At 40.7% G+C, this 17,850-nt stretch carries 31 protein-coding genes and 1 rRNA gene; all 32 read left to right on the plus strand.

The window, feature by feature from the left end:
- The first annotated feature begins 4 nt into the window (after positions 1-4).
- Positions 5-1,147 (plus strand): tRNA guanosine(34) transglycosylase Tgt, encoded by a 1,143-nt coding sequence (gene tgt / locus D8785_RS08730; protein ID WP_023024993.1) that lies wholly within the window; start codon positions 5-7, stop codon positions 1,145-1,147.
- A gap of 376 nt (positions 1,148-1,523) precedes the next feature.
- The gene (rpsJ, locus tag D8785_RS08735) at positions 1,524-1,832 is read left to right on the plus strand and encodes a 30S ribosomal protein S10 (RefSeq protein WP_003009585.1); all 309 of its coding nucleotides are present in this window, start codon (positions 1,524-1,526) and stop codon (positions 1,830-1,832) included.
- Positions 1,833-1,915: 83 nt separating this feature from the next.
- Positions 1,916-2,542, plus strand: a complete 627-nt coding sequence (gene rplC, locus D8785_RS08740; RefSeq protein WP_003010846.1) for a 50S ribosomal protein L3 — start codon at positions 1,916-1,918, stop codon at positions 2,540-2,542.
- A gap of 24 nt (positions 2,543-2,566) precedes the next feature.
- Positions 2,567-3,190, plus strand: a complete 624-nt coding sequence (gene rplD / locus D8785_RS08745; protein WP_003009591.1) for a 50S ribosomal protein L4 — start codon at positions 2,567-2,569, stop codon at positions 3,188-3,190.
- Positions 3,190-3,486 carry a 50S ribosomal protein L23 gene (locus D8785_RS08750; protein ID WP_125375152.1) on the plus strand — a complete coding sequence of 99 codons (297 nt, stop codon included), beginning with the start codon at positions 3,190-3,192 and terminating at the stop codon, positions 3,484-3,486. Before rplD ends, D8785_RS08750 begins: the two co-directional genes overlap by 1 nt.
- A gap of 17 nt (positions 3,487-3,503) precedes the next feature.
- Complete coding sequence (gene rplB / locus D8785_RS08755; RefSeq protein ID WP_006595189.1) at positions 3,504-4,337, plus strand: 50S ribosomal protein L2; 834 nt, start codon at positions 3,504-3,506, stop codon at positions 4,335-4,337.
- Positions 4,338-4,438: 101 nt separating this feature from the next.
- Complete coding sequence (gene rpsS / locus D8785_RS08760; RefSeq protein WP_000533766.1) at positions 4,439-4,720, plus strand: 30S ribosomal protein S19; 282 nt, start codon at positions 4,439-4,441, stop codon at positions 4,718-4,720.
- A gap of 11 nt (positions 4,721-4,731) precedes the next feature.
- On the plus strand, positions 4,732-5,076 hold the full coding sequence (rplV, locus tag D8785_RS08765) for a 50S ribosomal protein L22 (protein ID WP_006595188.1): 345 nt from the start codon (positions 4,732-4,734) through the stop codon (positions 5,074-5,076).
- Between the two features lie 12 nt (positions 5,077-5,088).
- The gene (rpsC, locus tag D8785_RS08770) at positions 5,089-5,742 is read left to right on the plus strand and encodes a 30S ribosomal protein S3 (protein ID WP_006595187.1); all 654 of its coding nucleotides are present in this window, start codon (positions 5,089-5,091) and stop codon (positions 5,740-5,742) included.
- Positions 5,743-5,745: 3 nt separating this feature from the next.
- Complete coding sequence (rplP, locus tag D8785_RS08775; RefSeq protein WP_023024998.1) at positions 5,746-6,159, plus strand: 50S ribosomal protein L16; 414 nt, start codon at positions 5,746-5,748, stop codon at positions 6,157-6,159.
- Between the two features lie 9 nt (positions 6,160-6,168).
- Positions 6,169-6,375, plus strand: coding sequence for a 50S ribosomal protein L29 (rpmC, locus tag D8785_RS08780; protein ID WP_003002350.1), 207 nt, complete (start codon positions 6,169-6,171; stop codon positions 6,373-6,375).
- Positions 6,376-6,398: 23 nt separating this feature from the next.
- Positions 6,399-6,659, plus strand: coding sequence for a 30S ribosomal protein S17 (rpsQ, locus tag D8785_RS08785; protein WP_000440801.1), 261 nt, complete (start codon positions 6,399-6,401; stop codon positions 6,657-6,659).
- Between the two features lie 25 nt (positions 6,660-6,684).
- The gene (gene rplN / locus D8785_RS08790; RefSeq protein ID WP_023025002.1) at positions 6,685-7,053 is read left to right on the plus strand and encodes a 50S ribosomal protein L14; all 369 of its coding nucleotides are present in this window, start codon (positions 6,685-6,687) and stop codon (positions 7,051-7,053) included.
- Positions 7,054-7,129: 76 nt separating this feature from the next.
- Entirely contained in the window at positions 7,130-7,435 is a 306-nt protein-coding gene (gene rplX, locus D8785_RS08795; protein ID WP_006595185.1) for a 50S ribosomal protein L24, read from the plus strand.
- 23 nt (positions 7,436-7,458) lie between these two features.
- A complete protein-coding gene (gene rplE / locus D8785_RS08800) occupies positions 7,459-8,001 on the plus strand; it encodes a 50S ribosomal protein L5 (RefSeq protein WP_006595184.1) in 543 nt (180 codons plus the stop codon).
- A gap of 17 nt (positions 8,002-8,018) precedes the next feature.
- Complete coding sequence (locus D8785_RS08805; protein ID WP_001085699.1) at positions 8,019-8,204, plus strand: type Z 30S ribosomal protein S14; 186 nt, start codon at positions 8,019-8,021, stop codon at positions 8,202-8,204.
- 180 nt (positions 8,205-8,384) lie between these two features.
- Positions 8,385-8,783, plus strand: a complete 399-nt coding sequence (gene rpsH / locus D8785_RS08810) for a 30S ribosomal protein S8 (RefSeq protein WP_125375153.1) — start codon at positions 8,385-8,387, stop codon at positions 8,781-8,783.
- A 188-nt stretch (positions 8,784-8,971) separates the two neighbouring features.
- Positions 8,972-9,508, plus strand: coding sequence for a 50S ribosomal protein L6 (gene rplF, locus D8785_RS08815; protein ID WP_125375154.1), 537 nt, complete (start codon positions 8,972-8,974; stop codon positions 9,506-9,508).
- 83 nt (positions 9,509-9,591) lie between these two features.
- Positions 9,592-9,948 carry a 50S ribosomal protein L18 gene (gene rplR / locus D8785_RS08820; protein ID WP_003010871.1) on the plus strand — a complete coding sequence of 119 codons (357 nt, stop codon included), beginning with the start codon at positions 9,592-9,594 and terminating at the stop codon, positions 9,946-9,948.
- Between the two features lie 17 nt (positions 9,949-9,965).
- Positions 9,966-10,460, plus strand: coding sequence for a 30S ribosomal protein S5 (gene rpsE / locus D8785_RS08825; protein WP_006595182.1), 495 nt, complete (start codon positions 9,966-9,968; stop codon positions 10,458-10,460).
- A 14-nt stretch (positions 10,461-10,474) separates the two neighbouring features.
- Positions 10,475-10,657: a 50S ribosomal protein L30 gene (rpmD, locus tag D8785_RS08830; RefSeq protein WP_002894509.1), complete on the plus strand. Its 183-nt coding sequence runs from the start codon at positions 10,475-10,477 to the stop codon at positions 10,655-10,657.
- Between the two features lie 145 nt (positions 10,658-10,802).
- Entirely contained in the window at positions 10,803-11,243 is a 441-nt protein-coding gene (rplO, locus tag D8785_RS08835; RefSeq protein ID WP_006595181.1) for a 50S ribosomal protein L15, read from the plus strand.
- A 12-nt stretch (positions 11,244-11,255) separates the two neighbouring features.
- Positions 11,256-12,563, plus strand: coding sequence for a preprotein translocase subunit SecY (gene secY, locus D8785_RS08840; RefSeq protein WP_125375155.1), 1,308 nt, complete (start codon positions 11,256-11,258; stop codon positions 12,561-12,563).
- Positions 12,564-12,659: 96 nt separating this feature from the next.
- Complete coding sequence (locus D8785_RS08845; RefSeq protein ID WP_125375156.1) at positions 12,660-13,298, plus strand: adenylate kinase; 639 nt, start codon at positions 12,660-12,662, stop codon at positions 13,296-13,298.
- Between the two features lie 116 nt (positions 13,299-13,414).
- Entirely contained in the window at positions 13,415-13,633 is a 219-nt protein-coding gene (gene infA / locus D8785_RS08850) for a translation initiation factor IF-1 (protein WP_001029883.1), read from the plus strand.
- Between the two features lie 23 nt (positions 13,634-13,656).
- Positions 13,657-13,773 (plus strand): 50S ribosomal protein L36, encoded by a 117-nt coding sequence (gene rpmJ / locus D8785_RS08855; RefSeq protein WP_001808836.1) that lies wholly within the window; start codon positions 13,657-13,659, stop codon positions 13,771-13,773.
- Positions 13,774-13,790: 17 nt separating this feature from the next.
- Positions 13,791-14,156, plus strand: a complete 366-nt coding sequence (gene rpsM, locus D8785_RS08860) for a 30S ribosomal protein S13 (RefSeq protein WP_003009631.1) — start codon at positions 13,791-13,793, stop codon at positions 14,154-14,156.
- Positions 14,157-14,182: 26 nt separating this feature from the next.
- On the plus strand, positions 14,183-14,566 hold the full coding sequence (rpsK, locus tag D8785_RS08865) for a 30S ribosomal protein S11 (RefSeq protein ID WP_001118385.1): 384 nt from the start codon (positions 14,183-14,185) through the stop codon (positions 14,564-14,566).
- 45 nt (positions 14,567-14,611) lie between these two features.
- Positions 14,612-15,550: a DNA-directed RNA polymerase subunit alpha gene (locus tag D8785_RS08870; protein WP_006595177.1), complete on the plus strand. Its 939-nt coding sequence runs from the start codon at positions 14,612-14,614 to the stop codon at positions 15,548-15,550.
- An 11-nt stretch (positions 15,551-15,561) separates the two neighbouring features.
- Entirely contained in the window at positions 15,562-15,948 is a 387-nt protein-coding gene (rplQ, locus tag D8785_RS08875; protein ID WP_006595176.1) for a 50S ribosomal protein L17, read from the plus strand.
- 197 nt (positions 15,949-16,145) lie between these two features.
- Positions 16,146-17,447 carry a glutamate-cysteine ligase family protein gene (locus tag D8785_RS08880; protein ID WP_125375157.1) on the plus strand — a complete coding sequence of 434 codons (1,302 nt, stop codon included), beginning with the start codon at positions 16,146-16,148 and terminating at the stop codon, positions 17,445-17,447.
- Between the two features lie 249 nt (positions 17,448-17,696).
- Positions 17,697-17,850: ribosomal RNA gene (locus D8785_RS08885) — 16S ribosomal RNA — on the plus strand; the annotation flags it as partial.

The following is a 17,850-nucleotide window of genomic DNA, read 5'->3' on the forward strand; positions in this document are numbered from 1 at the left end:
AACCATGACAGATTCACCGATTCAATATCGATTGATTAAAAAAGAAAAGCATACAGGAGCACGGTTAGGAGAAATCATCACTCCCCACGGAACTTTTCCAACCCCGATGTTTATGCCTGTAGGAACTCAGGCGACCGTTAAGACCCAATCGCCAGAAGAGCTCAAGGAAATGGGTTCAGGAATTATCTTGGCCAATACTTACCATCTCTGGCTTCGTCCAGGGGACGACTTGGTCGCAAAAGCAGGTGGCCTGCACCAGTTCATGAACTGGGATCAGCCAATTTTGACAGACAGTGGAGGTTTCCAGGTCTATTCACTAGCAGATACCCGCAATATCACCGAAGAAGGGGTGACCTTTAAAAACCACCTCAATGGCTCGAAGATGTTCCTCTCTCCGGAAAAGGCCATCTCCATCCAAAATAATCTGGGCAGCGACATCATGATGTCCTTCGACGAATGTCCCCAGTTCTATCAGCCCTATGATTACGTGAAAAAGTCGATTGAACGGACCAGCCGTTGGGCAGAGCGTGGTTTGAAGGCTCATCGTCGCCCTCATGATCAGGGTCTTTTCGGGATTGTTCAAGGGGCTGGATTTGAAGACTTGCGCCGGCAGTCTGCGCGTGATCTGGTCAGCATGGACTTCCCAGGATATTCTATCGGTGGGTTAGCTGTTGGAGAAAGCCATGAAGAGATGAATGCGGTGCTTGATTTCACAACTCCTCTTTTACCGGAGAACAAGCCTCGCTACCTCATGGGAGTGGGAGCTCCAGACAGTCTGATCGATGGTGTGATTCGTGGAGTGGATATGTTTGACTGTGTCTTGCCGACGCGGATTGCGCGAAATGGTACCTGTATGACCAGTCAAGGTCGCCTAGTGGTGAAAAATGCTCAATTTGCTGAAGACTTTACGCCACTAGATCATGAATGTGATTGCTACACTTGTAAGAATTACACCCGGGCTTATCTCCGCCACCTCCTCAAGGCGGATGAGACCTTTGGGATTCGCTTGACTAGCTACCACAATCTCTATTTCTTGATTAACCTCATGAAGCAGGTTCGTCAAGCGATCATGGATGACAATCTCTTGGAATTCCGTGAGCATTTCGTCGAAAAATATGGCTATAACAAGTCGGGACGGAATTTCTAGGAAGAGCTACATATAAAGAACAAAGACTGGAGAAAAAGCTACAGTCATTTGAAAATAAAGGAATCACTGCGGGGGCGAGATGACGAACAAATTTGGGTACAAATTTGTTTGGTCTCGCTCCCTTTTTTCTATAGAATAGCAACTTTTTTAGTACTCTATTTCTTTCGAAAACACTTTCATTAAAAAAACGAAAAAAATCTATTCAAATCCCTTGCATTGAGCCTTTCATTGTGTTAAACTACTATGGTGCTGTGAAAAACAGCTATTAGCTTTGATGCAAGAGGTTGCGACACGCTCGGTTGCATTGCCACGCAACGCGCGTCGGTTTTCTTGTGGAGCTAGCCTATTATCTTAAATAGACGAAAAGGAGAAAAAGATGGCAAACAAAAAAATCCGCATCCGTTTGAAAGCGTACGAACACCGTACACTTGACACAGCGGCTGCAAAAATCGTAGAATCAGCTACTCGTACAGGTGCACAAGTTGCGGGTCCAATCCCACTTCCAACTGAGCGTAGCCTCTACACAATCATTCGTGCGACTCACAAATACAAAGATTCTCGCGAACAATTCGAAATGCGTACACACAAACGTTTGATCGACATCATCAACCCAACTCAAAAAACAGTTGACGCTTTGATGAAATTGGATCTTCCAAGTGGTGTAAACGTAGAAATCAAACTTTAATCTAAAGCTTGATACATTGAGCATAAAAAACGCTCGTTAAAAACTTTTTGAATAAAAAATTATAGAAAAGGAACTATTTTCTCATGACAAAAGGAATCTTAGGGAAAAAAGTGGGAATGACTCAAATCTTCACTGAAGCTGGCGAATTGATCCCTGTAACAGTTATCGAAGCAACTCCAAACGTTGTTCTTCAAGTTAAAACTGTTGAAACAGATGGTTACAACGCTATCCAAGTTGGTTTCGATGACAAACGCGAAGTATTGAGCAACAAACCTGCTAAAGGACATGTAGCAAAAGCTAACACGGCTCCTAAGCGCTTCATTCGTGAATTCAAAAACGTTGAAGGCTTGGAAGTTGGTGCTGAAATCACAGTTGACACTTTCGAAGCTGGAGACATTGTTGATGTAACTGGTACTTCTAAAGGTAAAGGTTTCCAAGGTGTTATCAAACGTCACGGACAATCACGTGGACCTATGGCTCACGGTTCTCGTTACCACCGTCGTCCAGGTTCTATGGGACCTGTTGCACCTAACCGCGTATTCAAAGGTAAAAACCTTGCAGGACGTATGGGTGGCGACCGTGTAACTATTCAAAACCTTGAAGTTGTACAAGTTGTTCCAGAAAAGAACGTTATCCTTATCAAAGGTAACGTACCAGGTGCTAAGAAATCTCTTATCACTATCAAGTCAGCAGTTAAAGCTGGTAAATAATAAGGAAAGGGGAATACAGTCAAAATGGCAAATGTAACATTATTCGACCAAACTGGTAAACAAGCGGGCGAAGTTGTTCTTAACGATGCGATCTTTGGTATCGAACCAAACCAAGCAGTTGTATTTGATGTGATCATCAGCCAACGTGCTAGCCTTCGTCAAGGAACTCACGCAGTTAAAAACCGCTCAGCCGTTTCAGGTGGCGGACGCAAACCATGGCGTCAAAAAGGAACTGGACGTGCTCGTCAAGGTTCTATCCGCTCTCCACAATGGCGTGGTGGTGGAATTGTCTTTGGACCAACTCCACGTAGCTATGCGTACAAACTTCCTCAAAAAGTTCGTCGCCTTGCACTTAAATCTGTTTACTCAGAAAAAGTTGCTGAAAACAAATTTGTAGCCGTTGATTCTCTTGAATTTACAGCTCCAAAAACTGCTGAATTTGCAAAAGTTCTTGCAGCTTTGAGCATCGATTCTAAAGTCCTTGTTATTCTTGAAGAAGGAAACGAATTCGCAGCTCTTTCAGCTCGTAACCTTCCAAACGTGAAAGTTGCGACTGCTACAACTGCAAGTGTTCTTGACATCGCAAATAGTGACAAACTTCTTGTTACTCAAGCAGCTATCTCTAAAATCGAGGAGGTTCTTGCATAATGAATTTGTATGATGTTATCAAAAAACCTGTTATCACTGAAAAGTCAATGGCTCAACTTGAAGCAGGCAAATATGTATTCGAAGTTGACACTCGCGCTCACAAACTTTTGATCAAACAAGCTATTGAAGCTGCCTTTGAAGGTGTGAAAGTTGCGAATGTGAACACTGTAAACGTAAGACCAAAAGCAAAACGTGTTGGACGTTACACTGGTTTTACTTCAAAAACTAAAAAAGCTATCATCACGCTTACAGCTGATTCAAAAGCAATCGAGTTGTTCGCTACTGAAGCTGAATAATCTAAGGAGGAAATATCGTGGGAATTCGTGTTTATAAACCAACAACAAACGGTCGCCGTAATATGACTTCTTTGGATTTCGCTGAAATCACAACAAGCACACCAGAGAAATCTTTGCTTGTTTCATTGAAGAGCAAAGCAGGTCGTAACAACAACGGACGTATCACAGTTCGTCACCAAGGTGGTGGACACAAACGTCATTACCGTTTGATCGACTTCAAACGTAACAAAGACAACGTTGAAGCAGTTGTAAAAACAATTGAGTACGATCCAAACCGTTCTGCAAACATCGCTTTGGTACACTACACTGACGGTGTGAAAGCTTACATCATCGCACCAAAAGGTCTTGAAGTTGGTCAACGTATCGTATCAGGTCCAGAAGCAGATATCAAAGTCGGAAACGCTCTTCCACTTGCTAACATCCCAGTTGGTACTTTGATCCACAACATTGAGTTGAAACCAGGTCGTGGTGGAGAATTGGTCCGTGCTGCTGGAGCTTCTGCTCAAGTATTGGGTTCTGAAGGTAAATATGTTCTTGTTCGTCTTCAATCAGGCGAAGTTCGTATGATCCTTGGAACTTGCCGTGCTACAGTTGGTGTTGTCGGAAACGAACAACATGGACTTGTAAACCTTGGTAAAGCTGGACGTAGCCGTTGGAAAGGTATCCGCCCAACAGTTCGTGGTTCTGTAATGAACCCTAACGATCACCCACACGGTGGTGGTGAAGGTAAAGCACCAGTTGGTCGTAAAGCGCCATCTACTCCATGGGGCAAACCTGCTCTTGGTCTTAAAACTCGTAACAAGAAAGCGAAATCTGACAAACTTATCGTTCGTCGTCGCAACGAGAAATAATTTTAAACTAGCCGCTTAGCGCTAGATCATCCGCCAGCTCGGTAGCGCTCCTTATGAGCGCAAGCCGCTGTGGTACTATATTTAAAGGAGAAAATAATAAAATGGGACGCAGTCTTAAAAAAGGACCTTTCGTCGATGAGCATTTGATGAAAAAAGTTGAAGCTCAAGCTAACGACGAAAAGAAAAAAGTTATCAAAACTTGGTCACGTCGTTCAACGATCTTCCCAAGTTTCATTGGTTACACTATCGCAGTTTATGATGGACGTAAACACGTACCAGTTTACATCCAAGAAGACATGGTAGGTCACAAGCTTGGTGAATTTGCACCAACTCGTACTTACAAAGGTCACGCTGCAGATGACAAGAAGACACGTAGAAAATAAGGAGAACATAAATGGCAGAAATTACTTCAGCTAAAGCAATGGCTCGTACAGTGCGTGTTTCACCTCGTAAATCACGTCTTGTTCTTGACAACATCCGTGGTAAAAGCGTAGCCGATGCAGTAGCAATCTTGAAATTCACTCCAAACAAAGCAGCTGAAATCATCTTGAAAGTATTGAACTCAGCAGTAGCAAACGCTGAAAACAACTTTGGTTTGGAAAAAGCAAACTTGGTAGTATCTGAAGCATTCGCAAATGAAGGACCAACAATGAAACGTTTCCGTCCACGTGCGAAAGGTTCAGCTTCGCCAATCAACAAACGCACAAGCCACATCACAGTGGTTGTGACAGAAAAATAAGGAGGTAACATCGTGGGTCAAAAAGTACATCCAATTGGAATGCGTGTCGGCATCATCCGTGATTGGGATGCCAAATGGTATGCTGAAAAAGAATACGCGGATTACCTTCATGAAGATCTTGCAATCCGCAAATTTATTCAAAAAGAATTAGCTGACGCTGCGGTTTCTACTATCGAAATCGAACGTGCAGTAAACAAAGTTAACGTTTCACTTCACACTGCTAAACCAGGTATGGTTATCGGTAAAGGTGGAGCAAACGTCGATGCACTTCGTGCAGCTCTTAACAAATTGACAGGTAAACAAGTTCACATCAACATCATCGAGATCAAACGTCCTGACTTGGATGCTCACCTTGTTGGTGAAGGAATTGCTCGTCAATTGGAGCAACGTGTGGCTTTCCGTCGTGCTCAAAAACAAGCGATCCAACGTACTATGCGCGCTGGAGCTAAAGGAATTAAAACTCAAGTATCAGGTCGTTTGAACGGTGCAGATATCGCCCGTGCTGAAGGATATTCTGAAGGTACAGTTCCACTCCACACACTTCGCGCAGACATCGATTACGCTTGGGAAGAAGCAGATACAACTTACGGTAAACTTGGTGTTAAAGTATGGATCTACCGTGGTGAAGTTCTTCCAGCTCGTAAAGACGCTAAAGGAGGTAAATAACCAATGTTAGTACCTAAACGTGTAAAACACCGTCGCGAATTCCGTGGTAAAATGCGCGGTGAAGCAAAAGGTGGAAAAGAAGTATCATTCGGTGAATACGGTCTTCAGGCTACAACTAGCCACTGGATCACTAACCGCCAAATCGAAGCTGCTCGTATTGCCATGACTCGTTACATGAAACGTGGTGGTAAGGTTTGGATCAAGATCTTCCCACACAAATCATACACCGCTAAAGCTATCGGGGTACGTATGGGATCTGGTAAAGGGGCACCTGAAGGTTGGGTAGCACCAGTTAAACGTGGTAAAGTAATGTTTGAAGTTGCTGGTGTATCTGAAGAGATCGCTCGTGAAGCGCTTCGTCTTGCAAGCCACAAATTGCCGGTTAAATGTAAATTCGTAAAACGTGAAGCAAAATAAGGAGAGGTCATGAAACTTACAGAAGTAAAAGAATTTGTTAAAGAACTTCGTGGTCTTTCTCAAGAAGAACTCGCGAAGCGTGAAAATGAATTGAAGAAAGAATTGTTTGAACTTCGTTTCCAAGCAGCTGCTGGTCAATTGGAACAAACTGGGCGTTTGAAAGAAGTGAAAAAACAAATCGCTCGTATCAAAACTGTTCAATCAGAAGCTAAATAATAGACTAGGGAAGGAGAATTTCAATGGAACGCAATAATCGTAAAGTTCTTGTTGGACGCGTTGTGTCTGACAAAATGGACAAAACAATCACAGTTGTAGTTGAAACTAAACGTAACCACCCAGTCTATGGTAAACGTATCAACTATTCTAAAAAATACAAAGCACATGATGAAAACAACGTTGCCAAAGAAGGCGATATCGTTCGTATCATGGAAACTCGTCCGCTTTCAGCTACAAAACGCTTCCGTCTTGTAGAAGTTGTTGAAGAAGCGGTCATCATCTAATCTGACCTGAAAGGAGAAAACTTAAATGATTCAAACAGAAACTCGTTTGAAAGTTGCTGACAACAGTGGTGCACGCGAAATCTTGACCATCAAAGTTCTTGGTGGTTCAGGACGTAAATTCGCAGGTATCGGTGATGTCATCGTAGCATCTGTAAAACAAGCTACTCCTGGTGGTGCGGTTAAAAAAGGTGACGTTGTAAAAGCTGTTATCGTTCGTACTAAATCAGGTGCTCGTCGTAAAGATGGTTCATACATCAAGTTCGACGAAAATGCTGCAGTGATTATCCGTGAAGACAAAACTCCTCGCGGAACTCGTATCTTTGGCCCAGTCGCTCGTGAATTGCGTGACGGTGGTTTCATGAAGATCGTATCACTTGCTCCAGAAGTACTTTAATATAAAAATCACAAACACAGTCCCCTGGCTCTTTGGCCAGGGTGCCCATCGGGCGTAAGAATAAAAGGAGAATAAAATGTTTGTAAAAACTGGCGACAAAGTTCGTGTAATTGCTGGTAAAGACAAAGGTGTTGAAGCTAAAGTCGTTGCTGCTCTTCCAAAAGTAAATAAAGTTGTTGTTGAGGGTGTAAACCTTGTTAAGAAACACCAACGTCCAAATAACGAAAACCCTCAAGGTGCTATCATCGAAAAAGAAGCTCCAATCCATGTATCAAACGTTCAAGTCTTGGACAAGAACGGTGTTGCTGGACGTGTTGGCTACAAATTCGTAGACGGCAAAAAAGTTCGTTATAACAAAAAATCAGGCGAAGTGCTTGACTAATCACGAAGGAAAGGAGAAGTATAATGGCTAATCGTTTAAAAGAAAAATACCTTAATGAAGTAGTTCCAGCTTTGACTGAACAATTTAACTACTCATCAGTTATGGCAGTGCCAAAAGTTGATAAGATCGTTTTGAACATGGGTGTTGGAGACGCTGTTTCTAACGCTAAAAACCTTGAGAAAGCTGCTGAAGAATTGGCATTGATCTCAGGTCAAAAACCACTTATCACAAAAGCTAAAAAATCAATCGCCGGCTTCCGTCTTCGTGAAGGTGTAGCGATCGGTGCGAAAGTAACTCTTCGTGGCGAACGTATGTACGAATTCTTGGACAAATTGGTTTCAGTTTCACTTCCACGTGTTCGTGACTTCCATGGTGTTCCAACAAAATCATTTGACGGACGCGGAAACTACACACTTGGTGTGAAAGAGCAATTGATCTTCCCAGAAATCAACTTTGATGATGTTGATAAAACTCGAGGTTTGGATATCGTAATCGTAACTACTGCGAACACAGACGAAGAATCGCGTGCATTGCTTACTGGCCTTGGTATGCCGTTTGCAAAATAATATAGGAGGTAAAACTAATGGCTAAAAAATCTATGATTGCTAAGAACAAACGCCCAGCGAAGTTCTCTACTCAAGCATACACTCGCTGTGAACGTTGTGGACGTCCACACTCAGTTTACCGCAAGTTTAAACTTTGCCGTGTTTGCTTCCGTGAATTGGCATACAAAGGACAAATTCCTGGTGTCACTAAAGCATCTTGGTAATTCTAGCTTTCAATTCCGTCGTGAATCGTCGTTATCTGCTTTTGCCTAACTCGAATTATGCCTGCAAGCAGATGCCTAGACTCACTTAGGAATTGAAACCTAGAAACATATTCTGAGCCTAGCTCAATCATTAACTAGCAAGTGAAAATTTCAAACTACTAGTAAGAGGAGAAATATAAAATGGTTATGACTGACCCAATCGCAGACTTCCTAACTCGTATTCGTAACGCTAACCAAGCAAAACACGAAGTACTTGAAGTACCTGCATCAAACATTAAAAAAGGGATTGCTGAAATCCTTAAGCGCGAAGGTTTTGTAAAAAACGTTGAAATCATCGAAGATGACAAACAAGGAATCATCCGCGTGTTCTTGAAATACGGAGCAAACGGTGAAAAAGTTATCACAAACTTGAAACGTGTTTCTAAACCAGGTTTGCGTGTTTACAAAAAACGTGAAGATCTTCCAAAAGTTCTTAACGGACTTGGAATTGCTATCCTTTCAACTTCTGAAGGTTTGCTTACTGATAAAGAAGCACGCCAAAAGAACGTTGGTGGGGAAGTTATCGCTTACGTTTGGTAATATTTAGCTCCCAATTTCGTTGTGACTCTTCGTTATCGTCTCTTGCCTAACCCAAAGTTATGCCTGCGAGACGATGTCTCGATTCACTTTGAAATTGAGACCTAAACATTAACTTTTAAATCAAAAAGATTTAAACCCCGTGAAAACTGGCCTTCAAAGGCCTGACAATTTAACAGGAGAATAAAAACATGTCACGTATTGGTAATAAAGTTATCGTGTTGCCTGCTGGTGTTGAACTCACTAACAAGGACAACGTTGTAACTGTAAAAGGACCTAAAGGAGAACTTACTCGTGAGTTCTCAAAAGATATTGAAATCCGTGTGGAAGGTAACGAAGTAACTCTTCACCGTCCAAACGATTCAAAAGAAATGAAAACTATCCACGGAACTACTCGTGCCCTTTTGAACAACATGGTTGTTGGTGTATCAGAAGGATTCAAGAAGGAACTTGAAATGCGCGGGGTTGGTTACCGTGCACAACTTCAAGGATCAAAACTTGTCTTGGCTGTTGGTAAATCTCACCCAGACGAAGTTGAAGCTCCAGAAGGAATTACTTTTGAACTTCCAAACCCAACGACTATCGTTATCAGCGGAATTTCAAAAGAAGTAGTTGGTCAAACAGCTGCTTACGTACGTAGCCTTCGTTCACCAGAGCCTTACAAAGGTAAAGGGATCCGTTACGTTGGTGAATTCGTTCGCCGTAAAGAAGGTAAAACAGGTAAATAATGTTGAGTGGTTGTTTATCAACCACCCACCTATTTTCCAACTCAGTGCTTAGCACATGATTTTAAAATTAAGAGGTGAAAATTGTGATTTCGAAACCAGATAAAAATAAAATCCGTCAAAAACGCCACCGTCGCGTCCGCGGAAAACTCTCTGGAACTGCTGATCGCCCACGTTTGAACGTATTCCGTTCTAATACAGGCATCTACGCTCAAGTAATTGATGACGTAGCGGGTGTAACGCTCGCAAGCGCTTCAACTCTTGACAAAGAAGTTTCAAAAGGAACTAAAACTGAACAAGCCGTTGTTGTCGGCAAACTTGTTGCTGAACGTGCAGTTGCTAAAGGTATTTCTGAAGTGGTGTTCGACCGCGGTGGATATCTATATCACGGACGTGTTAAAGCTTTGGCTGATGCAGCTCGTGAAAACGGATTGAAATTCTAATAGGAGGACACTAGAAAATGGCATTTAAAGACAATGCAGTTGAACTTGAAGAACGTGTAGTTGCCATCAACCGTGTTACAAAAGTTGTTAAAGGTGGACGTCGTCTTCGCTTTGCAGCTCTTGTAGTTGTTGGTGACCGTAACGGACGTGTTGGTTTTGGTACAGGTAAAGCTCAAGAAGTACCAGAAGCAATCCGTAAAGCAGTAGAAGATGCTAAGAAAAACTTGATTGAAGTTCCTATGGTTGGAACAACAATTCCACACGAAGTAACATCAGTATTTGGTGGAGCTCGTGTATTGTTGAAACCAGCTATCGAAGGGGCTGGGGTTGCTGCAGGTGGTGCAGTTCGTGCCGTTGTCGAATTGGCAGGTATTGCAGATGTAACATCTAAATCACTTGGATCAAACACTCCAATCAACATTGTTCGTGCAACAGTGGAAGGTTTAGCTCAATTGAAACGCGCTGAAGAAGTTGCTGCCCTTCGTGGTATTTCAGTTTCTGACTTGGCTTAAGAAAGGAGATTCAAATGGCTCAAATTAAAATTACTTTGACTAAGTCTCCAATCGGACGCATCCCGTCACAACGTAAAACTGTTGTAGCACTTGGACTTGGCAAATTGAACAGCTCTGTTATTAAAGAAGATAACCCAGCAGTACGTGGAATGATCACTGCAGTATCTCACTTGGTAACAGTTGAAGAAGTAAAATAATCTATTTATAATAGAACAAGGTTTTCAGGGGTATGGGAGATTTCTCATCCCCTAAAACTAAATATAAGTATAGGCGAGTTTGTAGTCAGGACACCTTTTCCTGATTGCATGCGTTAGCAATTTACAAAAGAGGAGAAATTAAATAATGAAACTTCATGAATTACAACCTGCTGCAGGTTCACGTAAAGTCCGCAACCGTGTTGGTCGTGGTACTTCATCTGGTAATGGTAAAACTTCTGGCCGTGGTCAAAAAGGTCAAAAAGCTCGTAGCGGTGGCGGAGTACGTCTTGGTTTTGAAGGTGGACAAACTCCATTGTTCCGTCGTCTTCCAAAACGTGGATTTACAAACATCAACGCTAAAGAATATGCTATTGTAAACCTTGATCAGTTGAACGTCTTCGAAGATGGTGCTGAAGTAACACCAGTAGTACTTGTAGAAGCAGGTATTGTAAAGGCTGAAAAATCAGGAATTAAAATTCTTGGTAACGGAGAATTGACTAAAAAATTGTCTGTTAAGGCAGCTAAATTCTCTAAATCAGCTGAAGAAGCTATCACTGCTAAAGGTGGTTCAGTAGAAGTCATCTAAGAGGGGTGACCTATGTTCTTTAAATTATTAAAAGATGCATTTAAGGTAAAACAAGTAAGATCAAAAATTTTATTTACCATTTTTATCATACTTGTTTTTCGAATCGGAACCACGATTACGGTTCCTGGTGTGAATGCGAAAATCCTTAACAACTTACAAGATGTTTCCTTCTTGAATATGATGAGCTTGGTGTCAGGGAATGCCATGAGAAACTTCTCTGTCTTTGCCCTAGGGGTGAGTCCTTACATCACAGCTTCCATCGTTGTTCAGCTCCTTCAAATGGATTTACTTCCGAAATTTGTTGAGTGGGGGAAACAAGGAGAAGTTGGACGGAGAAAGTTGAATCAGGCGACACGTTATATTGCCTTGGTTCTAGCTTTCGTTCAATCCATTGGAATTACAGCTACTTTCCACACCTTGTCACAAGCTAAATTAGTAGCAACACCTAACGTTGAAACCTACATCTTAATTGGTGCAATTTTAACAACAGGTTCGATGATTGTCACTTGGCTTGGAGAACAAATCTCTGATAAAGGATACGGGAATGGTGTTTCTATGATTATCTTTGCGGGGATTGTTTCTTCAATTCCGGAGATGATCAAAGGGGTTTATGAAGATTCATTTGTAAACGTTCGTCACGGACAATTGAATAATTCACTAATTTTCGTAGGTGTGTTAATCTTAGCGGTATTAGTGATTATCTACTTCACAACCTTTGTGGAACAAGCTCAGTATAAAATTCCAATTCAATACACAAAGATTGCACAAGGAGCACCATCTAGCTCATATCTTCCATTGAAGGTAAACCCAGCTGGAGTTATTCCTGTCATCTTTGCTAGTTCGATCACGGCTGCACCGGCAGCAATTTTCCAGGTCATTAGTGCCATGGGTTACAATGCTGGATGGGTTCGAACAGCACAATCTATGTTAGCAACCAATACACCTACTGGTGTAGCAATGTATGCTTTGCTAATCATTTTGTTTACGTTCTTCTACACATTTGTACAGATTAACCCAGAGAAAACTGCGGAAAATCTACAAAAGAGTGGTGCCTACATTCCAGGTGTGCGTCCTGGTAAGGGAACTGAAGACTACATGTCACGTCTTCTTAGACGATTGGCTACGGTTGGTTCTCTATTCCTTGGATTCATCACCATTATTCCAATCCTTGCTCGGGATATCTTTGGTCTGACAGATACAGTTGCTCTCGGAGGAACTAGTCTCTTGATCATTATCTCGACTGGTATTGAAGGAATGAAACAATTAGAAGGTTACTTATTGAAACGCAAATACATTGGTTTCATGGATACAACAGAATAGAATTAGGTTGACATTGTCAACCTTCTATTTTGTTTTTGAATAAGTTTGTTAAATTGTAACAGGCTTATTTAAAAACAAAATAAGGAGCAAATGATTATGAATTTATTAATCATGGGATTGCCTGGAGCAGGTAAGGGGACACAAGCCGCTAAAATTGTAGAACAATTTCAAGTTGCACATATCTCAACAGGGGATATGTTCCGTGCTGCAATGGCCAATCAAACCGAAATGGGTGTCTTGGCAAAATCATTCATTGATAAAGGTGAATTGGTGCCGGATGATGTAACAAACGGGATTGTAAAAGAACGTTTGGCTCAAGACGATATTAAGGAAAAAGGATTCCTCTTGGATGGTTTCCCTCGTACGATTGAACAAGCACATGCTTTGGATCAAATTTTGGTTGACCTTGGTTTGGAGCTTGAGGGTGTAATCAACATCGAAGTGGATCCATCTTGCCTTCTTGAACGCTTGAGTGGTCGTATTATTCACCGCGAAACAGGTGAAACCTACCATAAAGTATTCAACCCACCAGTTGATTACAAGGAAGAAGACTATTACCAACGTGAGGACGACAAACCAGAAACGGTTAAACGCCGCTTGGATGTGAATATTGCTCAAGGTGAGCCAATTCTTGCTCATTATCGTGCAAAAGGATTAGTCCATGATATCGAAGGAAACCAAGACATTAACGACGTATTTAAGGATATCCAAAAAGTCTTGGAGAATTTGAAATAAAAACGTTTTAGTCACTTGCAATAATTGACAACAAGTGATACAATGAATTAGTCTGACTTATAATTGTTACCTCTGTGCTCAGAGGAATGAATCGAAATTTATGGAGGTACTTTTGCGTGGCAAAAGACGATGTGATTGAAGTAGAAGGTAAGGTAGTTGATACCATGCCGAATGCTATGTTTACGGTTGAACTTGAAAATGGACATCAGATTTTAGCAACAGTTTCTGGTAAAATTCGTAAAAACTATATTCGTATTTTAGCGGGAGATCGTGTTACAGTGGAGATGAGTCCGTACGATTTGACACGTGGACGTATCACATACCGCTTTAAATAATCGAAAAACTTGGAGGGATAAAAATGAAAGTAAGACCATCGGTCAAACCAATTTGCGAATACTGTAAAGTAATTCGTCGTAATGGTCGTGTTATGGTAATTTGCCCAGCAAATCCAAAACACAAACAACGTCAAGGATAAGATAGAAAGGAGAAAACATGGCTCGTATTGCTGGAGTTGACATTCCAAATGACAAACGTGTAGTAATTTCATTGACTTATGTATACGGTATTGGACTTCCAACATCTAAGAAAATTCTTGCTGCTGCAGGCGTTTCTGAAGATATTCGTGTTCGTGACCTTACACCAGATCAAGAAGATGCTATCCGTCGTGAAGTTGACGCAATTAAAGTAGAAGGTGACCTTCGTCGTGAAGTGAACTTGAACATTAAGCGTTTGATGGAAATCGGTTCATACCGTGGTATCCGTCACCGTCGTGGACTTCCTGTTCGTGGACAAAACACTAAAAACAATGCTCGCACTCGTAAAGGTAAAGCTGTTGCGATTGCTGGTAAGAAAAAATAAGAAAATAAAATAAGGAGGTAAAAATCTTGGCTAAACCAACACGTAAACGTCGTGTGAAAAAGAATATCGAATCAGGTATTGCTCATATTCACGCAACATTTAATAACACAATTGTTATGATTACTGATGTGCATGGTAACGCAATTGCATGGTCATCTGCAGGTGCTCTTGGTTTCAAAGGTTCTCGTAAATCTACACCATTTGCTGCACAAATGGCTTCAGAAGCTGCTGCAAAATCAGCTCAAGAACATGGTCTTAAATCAGTAGAAGTTACTGTTAAAGGTCCTGGTTCTGGTCGTGAGTCTGCTATTCGTGCTCTTGCTGCTGCTGGTCTTGAAGTTACTGCAATTCGCGATGTGACTCCTGTGCCACACAATGGTGCTCGTCCTCCAAAACGTCGCCGTGTATAATCATCAACAATTACACAGCTTTTCGTTTCAGAGGGAGTATAGCAAATGATTGAGTTTGAAAAACCAAATATAACAAAAATTGATGAAAATAAAGATTACGGTGTATTTGTAGTAGAACCACTTGAACGTGGTTATGGTACAACACTAGGGAACTCTCTTCGTCGCGTATTATTGGCTTCACTTCCAGGTGCTGCTGTTACTTCAATTAACATTGAAGGTGTATTGCACGAATTTGATACAGTTCCGGGTGTCCGTGAAGACGTTATGCAAATCATTCTTAACGTTAAAGGGATCGCTGTAAAATCTTACGTCCAAGACGAAAAGATTATTGAACTTGATGTAGAAGGTCCTGCAGAAGTAACTGCTGGAGATATTCTTACAGATAGTGACATTGAAATTGTAAATCCTGATCATTATCTTTTTACAATCGGTGAAGGATCAAGCTTTAAAGCAACTTTGACTGTGAACAGCGGTCGTGGTTATGTTCCAGCTGATCAAAATAAAAAAGATGATGCACCAGTTGGTACACTTGCTGTAGATTCAATCTATACGCCAGTGACAAAAGTTAATTACCAAGTTGAACCAGCTCGTGTTGGTAGCAACGATGGTTTTGACAAACTAACCCTTGAAATCTTAACAAATGGAACAATTATTCCAGAAGATGCATTAGGTTTATCTGCTCGTATTTTGACAGAACACCTGAACCTCTTTACTAACTTAACAGAAATCGCAATTGCGACAGATGTCATGAAGGAAGTAGATACAGCATCAGATGATCGAGTATTAGAACGTACCATCGAAGAATTGGATCTTTCTGTCCGTTCATATAACTGTTTAAAACGTGCCGGTATCAACACTGTGTATGATTTAACAGAAAAATCTGAACCAGAAATGATGAAGGTTCGTAACCTTGGACGTAAGAGTCTCGAAGAAGTTAAAGTTAAGCTTGCCGATTTAGGCCTTGGGCTAAAAAACGATAAATAGAGGAGGAATACATGGCTTACCGTAAACTAGGACGCACTAGCTCACAACGTAAAGCAATGCTTCGTGATTTGACAACAGATCTTATCATCAATGAAGCAATCGTAACAACTGAAGCACGTGCAAAAGAAATCCGTAAATCAGTTGAAAAAATGATTACTTTAGGTAAACGTGGTGACTTGCATGCACGTCGTCAAGCAGCTGCTTACGTACGCAATGAAGTTGCATCACAAAACTTTGATGAAGAAACTGGTAAATATTCAGAAACAACAGCACTTCAAAAATTGTTCTCTGAACTTGCACCACGTTATGCTGAGCGCAATGGTGGATATACTCGTATCCTTAAAACTGAACCACGCCGTGGGGATGCTGCGCCAATGGCAATTATCGAATTAGTATAAAATCATCAATTTTGTTGAGTGTTATGATGTTGGGAGAACTGTATTGTTCTTCTTAGTCTAGCTCTGGTCTGCCGCTAGGATTTTTCCTAGCGGTAACACTCATCATATTGAGGTAAATGGTAGACGCTTGTTTACGAAATTGCTTTAATTTAAAACAATTTCGTAAGCAGGCGTTTTTTTGATATAATAGAAGAGTTATGACAGTAAAAGAAAAATCACAAGCACTCGCCCAGCAATTATTGGCGAAGCGTTACCTTGCCCCGCTAAAAGAAAAACCAGAGCAGTATATTGGAGTTGAACTAGAATTTCCGATCGTAAATACCTTGGGAAATAAAACGGATGTATTGGTTACAAAGGCTCTTTTTAAGTATCTGCAAGAGGTTGAAGAGTTTAGAGCGATTAAACTAGATGAAGATGGCAATCCAGTCCAGTTGCAACATGAAGTAAATAAAGATCAAATTGTATTCGAGTTATCCTACAATACCATTGAATTTGCATTTGAAAAAGCTAAAACTATTCAAGAAGTTGAAAGACGTTTTAATCACTATTTAGGAATCATTCAACCATTTTTAAGAGAGAAACAGCATCAAATTGAAGGAAGAGGCCTTCATCCTTATTGGAAAATAAATGATAATCAACCTGTAAAAATTGATCGTTATAAAATGCTGATCCAATTCTTACAACTAGCAAAAAAAACTACCAACAACCGATTTCATAACTATCCAGACTATGGAACCTTTATTTGCGGCAATCAAGTGCAACTGGATGTTTCAAGAAATAATTATTTAAAAGTGATAAACGCGATGAATAAGGTAGAGCCTGCAAAAGCTTATCTCTTTGCTAATTCCATTTTCGATGGAGAAAACTGGGATACGATGATATCAAGAGATATTTTCTGGGAAGATTCGATGCATGGCTATTACCAGGAAAATGTTGGTGTGAATCTAAAAGCGTTTATAAATGAACAGGATTTTCTGGATTATTTAGCGAAAACAGCCTTGTTTTATGTTTATCGTGAGGAAGAAATACTATATTTCGAACCTATTAAAGTAGAGGATTACCTAGCGAAAGAAAAAATAGTAGCTTATCGGTTAGATGGAACTAGACAAGATATAAAACCTCAAGAAGAAGACATAAAGAATCATAGAAGCTACCATTTTCAAGATTTAACGACAAGAGGGACTATTGAATACAGAAGTGTTTGTACTCAACCGTTAAATAAAACATTTGTACCAATTGCCTTTCATGTTGGATTGCATCATAATCTCGAAGAATTGGAAGAGTATTTGGCTCAAAATAACTATTTTGATTTTACCAAAGAAGATCCAAAAGAATTAAGAAGACAATACTCCAAAAAAAATCTAACTGAAAGTGAATTGGAGAAAATTAAACACTATTCATTGGATCTACTAACAATCTCTAAAAGAGGATTGATTGACCGTGGAAAGCAAGAAGAACTTTATCTTGAAGAAATAATGAATGAGTTAGGGAAGTGCTGATTTCACAGCATTTCCTTTTTTTAGAATCAAGAAAATAACAAAAAAAATAAAAAAATAGAAAAAAGATATTGACAAGAATAATTGGTCGTGATATACTAATATAGTTGTCGCGCGAGAGCGACAAAGACCTTTGAAAACTGAACAAGACGAACCAATGTGCAGGGCACTATAACGGAAGTTATAGTAACTGAACAATGAAAAAAACAATAAATCTGTCAGTGACAGAATGAGTTTAAGACAAACAATTATTTTAATGAGAGTTTGATCCTGGCTCAGGATGAACGCTGGCGGCGTGCCTAATACATGCAAGTAGAACGCTGAAGGAAGGAGCTTGCTCTTTCCGGATGAGTTGCGAACGGGTGAGTAACGCGTAGGTAACCTGCCTGGTAGCGGGGGATAACTA

Source organism: Streptococcus australis, from assembly GCF_003943615.1.
GTDB classification, from domain to species: domain Bacteria; phylum Bacillota; class Bacilli; order Lactobacillales; family Streptococcaceae; genus Streptococcus; species Streptococcus australis_C.